The sequence below is a fragment of the Ferroacidibacillus organovorans genome (assembly GCF_001642725.1).
In the GTDB taxonomy this organism is placed as follows: Bacteria; Bacillota; Bacilli; order Alicyclobacillales; family SLC66; genus Ferroacidibacillus; species Ferroacidibacillus organovorans.
Window position 1 is genome coordinate 122540 of sequence record NZ_LSUQ01000003.1, and the last position, 7946, is coordinate 130485.

The 7946-nt window shown below is 51.2% G+C and carries 8 protein-coding genes; all 8 read left to right on the top strand.

The genetic code is table 11. The features are described from left to right. Positions 1-19: 19 nt before the first annotated feature. The 8 genes from AYW79_RS01870 (at position 20) to AYW79_RS01905 (ending at position 7345) form a co-directional block, all read left to right on the top strand. Positions 20-1228 carry a glycosyltransferase family 39 protein gene (locus AYW79_RS01870; protein WP_067560934.1) on the top strand — a complete coding sequence of 403 codons (1209 nt, stop codon included), beginning with the start codon at positions 20-22 and terminating at the stop codon, positions 1226-1228. Then, a complete protein-coding gene (locus AYW79_RS01875; protein WP_067560936.1) occupies positions 1225-1944 on the top strand; it encodes a glycosyltransferase family 2 protein in 720 nt (239 codons plus the stop codon). The genes AYW79_RS01870 and AYW79_RS01875 overlap by 4 nt, the downstream gene beginning before the upstream one ends. Continuing rightward, positions 1941-2324 (top strand): DUF2304 domain-containing protein, encoded by a 384-nt coding sequence (locus tag AYW79_RS01880; RefSeq protein ID WP_067560938.1) that lies wholly within the window; start codon positions 1941-1943, stop codon positions 2322-2324. The genes AYW79_RS01875 and AYW79_RS01880 overlap by 4 nt, the downstream gene beginning before the upstream one ends. Positions 2325-2387: 63 nt before the next feature. Further along, entirely contained in the window at positions 2388-2744 is a 357-nt protein-coding gene (gene queF / locus AYW79_RS01885; RefSeq protein WP_067560968.1) for a preQ(1) synthase, read from the top strand. 173 nt (positions 2745-2917) lie between these two features. Further along, complete coding sequence (locus AYW79_RS01890; RefSeq protein WP_067560940.1) at positions 2918-3991, top strand: YheC/YheD family protein; 1074 nt, start codon at positions 2918-2920, stop codon at positions 3989-3991. 289 nt (positions 3992-4280) lie between these two features. After that, entirely contained in the window at positions 4281-5531 is a 1251-nt protein-coding gene (locus AYW79_RS01895) for an MFS transporter (protein WP_156481793.1), read from the top strand. 47 nt (positions 5532-5578) lie between these two features. After that, positions 5579-5926, top strand: a complete 348-nt coding sequence (locus AYW79_RS01900) for an ArsR/SmtB family transcription factor (RefSeq protein WP_067560942.1) — start codon at positions 5579-5581, stop codon at positions 5924-5926. A 108-nt stretch (positions 5927-6034) separates the two neighbouring features. Then, positions 6035-7345: an ammonium transporter gene (locus AYW79_RS01905; RefSeq protein ID WP_197460929.1), complete on the top strand. Its 1311-nt coding sequence runs from the start codon at positions 6035-6037 to the stop codon at positions 7343-7345. Positions 7346-7946 lie beyond the last annotated feature (601 nt).

A 7946-nucleotide genomic window follows, 5' to 3' on the forward strand; every position in this document is an offset into this window, starting at 1 on the left:
AGAATAGGAGGAGTATGACTTGCGGCTCCTGAAAGACCATGCCCTTTTTGTCGTTCTTCTTATCCTTGTAGCCGCGTACCGCTTTCAGTTGTGGCATCACACGCCCGTGACGTTGTACGGTGACATGTTGCGTTATAACACGATGGCGCTGCACGTGATTGATCACGGCTATCTCGGATTTAGAAATGGACCAGACGCCTATGTAATGCCCCTTTACCCGCTGTTTTTAGCTGTGATGTACAAATTGCTTCAGGCATTTCATACTCATTTAACCATGCTTCGTATGGTTCACGAAACGTTCTTGCTGCAGCAGGGATTATCGCTTCTCTCCTTATGGCTTACGTATCAGTTGGGGTCGCTGTTCGCCGGGAAGCGCGCAGGTTTTGCGGCGGCCATTTTGTCAGCGCTCTATCTGCCTAATAGCTTTGTCGGACTCACGTTACTGACAGAGCCACTTTTTATCCCCCTTTTGTTGGGGAGTCTACTTGCTGGAAGCTATGCGGTAAAGCGCGGATTCGTGTTTGACTACGCATTAACCGGGTTATTGATCGGTCTGACCGCGCTGGTCCGGCCGAATGTCCTTCCGCTCTTTCTTCTGGTCGTGCTCGTCGATTTGATTCATCGCCGAAACGCGGGTGTGATCAACGCCTTTAAGATGCAGTTTCGAATGTATGCGATCATGGTGGCGTTTGTCATTGTGCCTTTGATTCCGTGGTGGATTCGCAACGCGATCGATTTTCATCATTTTATTCCGCTCTCCACAGAAGCTGGCAACCCACTCTTGGCTGGCGCTGATCCTTACTTTCTTGTCGGGATTAACACGCTCATCGAGGCGTCGCGCAAACTGCATGAATCGCAGCAAACGTATGCCATTCACTATATGCTGCACGGGCTTACGCATCAACCGCTGCTCTTTTTAGGCTGGTACCTTTTTGGGAAATTGCCTTATCTCTTTTGGACGCCATGGTTTTATAATTATCTGAGCGCTTTTGTGCTCTATCATCGCGTGTTGGTGATTCTTGGCGGCATCGCAATGATCGTTGGTTTGTGGTATCGCGAAACTCGGTTTTTTGCGTTATCAACATTGTTTTTGCTTGCTGTGCAACTCGTCTTTCTACCGATTACACGGTACGGGTATCCTCTCGTTTTGATGACGACGATCCTTGTGCCGGCGGTCATTTGCCACCTTCCAATTGTCACACGCTTTCGCCGAGGAGGCTTTCGATGAAAGAAGCGTTGGTCATCATACCGGCGCTTAATGAAGAGCGCTCAGTTGGAAACGTTGTGAGGAGCATCCTCTCTTCTTGCCCTATGGTTGATGTGATCGTCATTTCGGACGGCTCTACAGACCAGACGGCCATTGTGGCGCGAGAGGCGGGTGCCAAGGTTGTCGAGTTGCCGGTCAATCTAGGCATCGGCGGCGCGATGCAAACCGGATATCTGTATGCATGGCGTGCAGGCTATCACTATGCCATCCAGATTGACGCAGATGGACAGCATGATCCAGCGGATCTTCCAAAGCTGCTCGACGAGATGGGACGCGGAGATGCAGACATGATCGTCGGCTCACGCTATGTGGAGCGCACGGCATACCGATCGTCAGCGTCGAGACGCGTTGGTATGGTGATGTTAGCCACGCTGATTCGTATGGCGGTCGGTTATCCGATCAAAGATACGACGTCCGGGTATCGCATCGTCAATCACAAGACGATTGAGCTATTCAGTCGTTTTTATCCGCATGACTACCCGGAAGTTGAAGTACTCGTATTACTGCATCGCCATCGCCTGCGCATTCGCGAAGTGGCCGTGGAGATGAAAGAGAGGCAAGCGGGGCGATCGTCGATTACGATGATGCGCTCTGCGTACTACATGTTTAAAGTTTCTTTGGCCATTTTATTGGAAGTGATGCGCGGGAAAGAGGCGCGGCGGGAGGGTAAATCATGATCATCGATCTGGTCGGCTTCCTGGTTAGTCTGATCTTTTTAATCGTTGTCATTGATTTAATGAGGCGGCGTCTCCTCCTTGAACAATACGCGCTATTTTGGTTGGGAATGGGCATTGTGTTGACGATCTTGTCCGTTTCGCCAGGTCTCTTGAATCGCGTGGCAAAGGTACTCGGCATCTATTACGCGCCCTCTCTTCTATTCTTGGTAGGTTTTCTGTTTATGCTGGGCACAATGCTTCACCTCACGGTCGTATTGTCGCGCTTGACCAATCGAACGGTGCGGCTCACGCAAGAACTCGGCATGCTCAAGTCACAATTGGAGATGGCAGATCATCGCACTGCATTGACAGAGCGATCAGAGCCTCTTTCCAATGGGTAATCTTTCATGGAAGTGACACAGCGAAATGATGAAAACATGATGGAAACGAGGAGTGAATTAACGATGTCGACAAAGCCGTCAAAAGAACTTGATCCGATCCCCAATCCGTACCCGCATCGCGACTATGAGATCACGATCGAGGCGCCCGAGTTTACGACGCTGTGCCCAAAAACGGGACAGCCTGATTTTGGGACGATTACCATTCGCTATCGCCCGGGGCCGTTCATCATTGAATTGAAATCGCTGAAGCTCTATCTCTGGAGCTTTCGCGACGAAGGTCATTTTCACGAAGAAGTCTCCAACGTGATCGCGGATGACTTTATCAAATTTGCCAAGCCTAAGTATATGGAACTCATTGGGCGCTACAACGTGCGCGGAGGCATTTCGACGAATGTCCGTGTGGAGTATACGGAAGCGTGAGGGGTGAACCCACGCGTGTGATTGTGAATCAAAGCTTGCTTCAACGCCCCGCGCGGGCGTTTTTTATTTGTCGAATAGAAGGGCGCCATCTGCAATGGATTCGGGCGTAACGCTTGGGACCTCCTGGAACCATTCAACATATACTTCGTTGACATTGTGGAGGAGGCCGCATCATGAGCCGTACAAAACTACTCGGTGTTGCGACAACGGTGAATCCCTTGATGCAGCGAGTGCGACCATCCTTTTTTTTCGAACTGGCTGATCACGCAAAACGTATGGATCATCGCGTTGTTTTGCTCGATCCGCGCGCGTATGGTGATGCAAAGAGGGGATTTACAGGACTATTAGATGAGGGAAGCAAAAATGATTCACACTTTGTGCGAAAGAGCGGTCTGCAACTGGATGCGATCTATGAAAATGTTTTTGTTCATCTCGTCATGAAGGGGATGGCAAGGCCGCTGCGTCGCGATGCAGAGCATCTCCACATCCCTCTCTTCAACCCGCTTGTACCAGGAAAATCGGTTATGAATGGGTGGGTGCAGAAACTGTCGGATGGCGTGATTCGCGCGCCGAAAACGATTGCTGTTCACGATGTCGAGCAAATCACGACGTTTTTCGAGCGCAATCAGACCGCCTATTTAAAACCGATTGGTGGCTATGGTGGGCGAAACGTGTTCCGCATTCTGAGAACGCCGCGCGGCTTCACGATGCAGTGTGATCGCTATCTTGAACAGGGAAAGATCAGGAGGGAACTCACTTCTTCTGAATTCAGGGCGTTTACGAGACAGTTGCTCTTGCGGCGACCTCACCTCATTCAGGAAGAGATTCCGCTCGTTCACGTGGATCAGGGAAGAATGGATTTTCGCGTTGTGGTGCAGAGGGATGTTAACGGTGCGTGGCGGCGTATCGGGATCGTACCCAAAGTGGCAAACCGCGGCGGGGTCGTCACCAATTTAGTCGCAGGCGGTCATCGTCTAAGTCTTGGTGAGGCGAAGATCGCGTATGAAAAAAACTTTGGCGTGTTTCCAGAGGATAAGTTGGAGCAGGCGGCGTGTACACTCTCGGAGATGGTTGCAGGCAAGCTTCCGACTTTTGGAATCGCAGGGTACGATCTTGGTCTCGATGCGGATGGACGAGTGTGGTTCATCGAGATGAATCCTAAGCCTGCACGCTCACTTTTAACACGTGAAATGAGGAAGGTGTCGGCGAGGTATACGGCTGAGTTCGCCGTGTTTCTGGCGCGCTGATGGGAAAATGGTGAAGATTGATAAAACGGGAGTTCCCCACTTTGGACAGCTTCAAAGTGGGGTGTTTGCGTTCACTCGATTGTGTTTTGGAGGGTGCGACCTAATTGACAGATCAGGCGCATGTCTATAAGCTGTCTATATAAATCCTAATATGCGGATGTAGTAATTTGTTCGGAGTACGTCTCGCGTGCTTGATTCGATGTGTGCGGTCCTGGGAATGCGCGCGGTGCCGAGAAACGTGCGACGCGCTGATAAACAGATGTCTTAAGAAGAATGGACGAATGCAATCGTGGCAAAAGTACTGGGAATCAGGCCGAATCTACAACAATTCTTGTGGCTGGTGTTTAGTACAATCTTGGTGGGAATGACGGTGGGGCTGGAAAGGACGGTCGTGCCTCTCCTTGGCAAAGACGTTTATCACATTACGTCTGCAACACTCCTCTTTGCGTTTATTATCGCATTTGGTGTGACAAAGGCAGCCTTAAATCTGTTCGCTGGGCATTTTTCCGACGCCATCGGTCGTCGCCCTGTGCTTATCGCTGGATGGGTGCTTGGTATTCCGATGATTTCTTTGCTGCTGTTTGTTCACACGTGGTCTGCTGTTATTCTGGCCAATATTTTTCTTGGCGCGAATCAAGCCTTTGCTTGGACAATGACGATCACGCAACAACTGGATCTGGTCGGAGCAAAAGGGCGTGGATTAGCGATGGGAATCAATGAGGCGACAGGGTATCTCGGTGTCGCAGCATCAACGATTCTGACAGGCATCCTCGCAACACGTTATGGGCTCATGCAGGCTCCGTTTGTCTATGGGGCTGTGGTGTTATTCTTGGGGCTTGGCACAAGCGTTCTCGCCATTCGAGAATCGCGTGGGCACGTAATGCAAGATGTGAATGGGCAAGCGCGATCGGCGGCGCCCGTTCGTGTTAAACCGAGTATTTGGCACATCGTGTGGGTGACAACCATTGCGAACCCTACGCTGTCTGCGATGAGTCAGGCGGGTCTTGTCAACAAGCTGGCGGATACGATGGTGTGGGCGATGCTCCCGTTGTATCTCGCGCAGCAGCATCTATCCATCATCGAGATTGGATACATTGGCGGGATATACACGATGGTGTGGGGCTTTGCACAATTTGGAACGGGCGTTTGGTCTGACGCCGTTGGACGAAAACCACTCATTTTCTCAGGGTTGACGCTCCTTGGCATAGGTATTTTGGCATTCGGGTGGGGGCACGCTTTCTTGTGGTGGATGATCAGCGCGGCGGCGATGGGATTTGGGATGGCGCTCTTGTATCCGAATTTGAATGCGGCGGTGGCAGATATTGCGCCCCCTGAAATTCGTGGCGGGGTACTCGGCGTATATCGTCTGTGGCGCGATGGCGGGTATGCTGTCGGTGGGTTGTTACTTGGGGTGACCACTCACACATTCGGGATGTTGCGCAGTCTTTTTATGGTGGGAGTGATCGTTTTGTTCTCTGCGTTGTTTTTGGCGGTACGCATGAAAGAGACGCACCCGGACTGGCGTAAAAGCGATGCATAACGTATGTTTATAAGAAATCATTCCTTTAGTTTGGAGGGGGCAAAAAAATGAGTGATTCACTACAGGCGAGTCATTCGCAAACGGAATTCGACTTTGCGTGGAAAGCGCTGGCGGATCCTATTCGTCGCGCTTTGTTGGAGACGTTGAATGACAGACAGCATTTTTGTCACGTCAATGGACAACCGGTAGATGGGATTTGCGTTCAGGATCTCAGTGCGCTCTTAGCATTGCCGCAGTCCACAGTGTCACGTCATTTGACAATCTTAAGACAAGCAGGACTCGTTGCTCATCAGCAAAAAGGCGTTTGGCACTATTATTCATGCCAGACAGACCGGATTCGTTCTTTGCTGTCTTGGCTTGATGCATTTAGCGCTCCGCGTGTCACGATCGAATGAGTTGAAATTTTTTGTGTAATGTATGCTTACATATTGACGCGAATTTTTACTCGTGATACACTCTCTGTGTGAAATAATATAACATAAGAGACGGAGGGGTCACCGATGTTGAATTCCGGGGATATGGCGTGGATCTTGGCGTCTTCAGCACTTGTTCTTCTGATGACTCCTGGTCTCGCCTTTTTTTACGGTGGACTTGTAAGGAATAAAAATGTAATCACTACGTTGTATCAAGTCTTTGCTGTGGTTCTGATCGTTTCCGTTCAATGGGTTCTGTTTGGCTATAGTTTGGCGTTTGGACCCGATATTGGACACGTGATTGGGAGCTTGAAATGGGTTCTTTTTAACGGTGTGGGGGGGGCGCCTGATCCGAACTACGCGCCTACCATCCCGAACGAATTGTATGGGATCTTTCAAATGATGTTTGCCATCATTACACCCGCATTGATCGTCGGAGGCCTCGCAGAACGTGTTAAGTTTTCTTCCTTCCTCTTATTTATTACGTTGTGGGCGACAGTCATCTACGACCCGCTCGCACACTGGGTGTGGGGGATCGGCGGTTGGTTGCATAACATGGGAATTCTTGATTTTGCCGGTGGAACCGTTGTTCATATCAGTTCGGGGATTTCTGGGCTGGTCTGCGCGATGTATCTCGGACGGCGCGCTGAACACGGATCGCCAACGATCAAGGCGCACAATGTTCCTCTTGTTCTTCTTGGGACCTCACTGCTTTGGTTCGGGTGGTTTGGATTCAACGCGGGCAGTGCGGTAGCCGCGAATGAACTCTCCGTAAATGCGTTTCTCGTTACCAACACCGCAACGGCCGCATCGGCGCTTGCGTGGATGGCGGTGGAACGCTGGCGTACTGGGCATGCAACGTTGGTTGGCGCTTGTGCGGGTGCCGTTGCGGGATTGGTCGCGATTACGCCTGCGTGCGGTTTTGTCAACATTGGTGGCTCGCTTATCATAGGTGCCGTCGGTGGTGTCATCTGCTTCTTTTCATCGACGGTCATCAAGGGAATCTTCGGTTATGACGATGCGCTTGATGCGTTTGGCGGTCACGGGATCGGCGGAACGTGGGGAGCGATTGCGACAGGTCTCTTTGCGACCGTTTCGGTCAATTCGAGTGGCGCAAATGGCTTGTTCTATGGAAACCCCCATCAAGTGGTCGTGCAATTGATCGGCGTTGCGGCAACGTGGATCTTCTCAGGTGTCGGGACGTTTATTTTGTTGAAGCTGGTTGACGTGATTATGGGACTGCGCGTAACACCGGAAGAGGAGCGCATCGGTCTTGACATTGTCTTGCACAATGAGAATGCTTACCCTGAAAACTTGACATGGGATGTCGCTTCAAGCGTCCTTTCCAGTCTCAAACAACCTGGTGTCGCCATTTCTGACCAACAGGCTCTTCATGAATAGTTTGGGACATTTGAAGACATCCGGCAGCGCTGCCGCCGGATGTCTTTTTGTGTGCGCCCGGCATGGGCGTTGTCTATACGGTGAAAGTCCGGAATGGTGAGGGTAGCAGTAGCCATTAGCTTAGGCCAAGGGTGTCCATCGTGAGGTGGAATCTGAAGGAAGGCGGCGGCAAATCTCCGGCCCGAGGGTCACGAACTTCAATTGAGGCTAGCAACAGCTGGGTGAGTCTGCACAACAAGACAAAGCCCATGCTACCAAAGGCTGTTGAGAGTAAATGGAGCGGGTAGATGGAGAGAAAGACAACGTTCTTACCCGGGGAGGTCTGCCGGTACGCCAGCAAGACTGGTAACCATCGTCGCAAGGCGGTGCTGAACGGCAGAAGTCAGCAGAGGTCATAGTACACAAATGGGTACACATTTGTGGAAGGACTGAACATGAAGTGAGGGTTGTTCATGGCGAGTTCGAGAGAGGAACACAGACAGCCGAAAATCCCAACAGGGAGCTCTCTTCAGGAGGAAGTGGTGAATCCACGGGGGACTGAAGAAGCGCCGAGTTTCTCACCGGCACGACCCAACGAACCAATCCGCGAAGTAGGTCATAT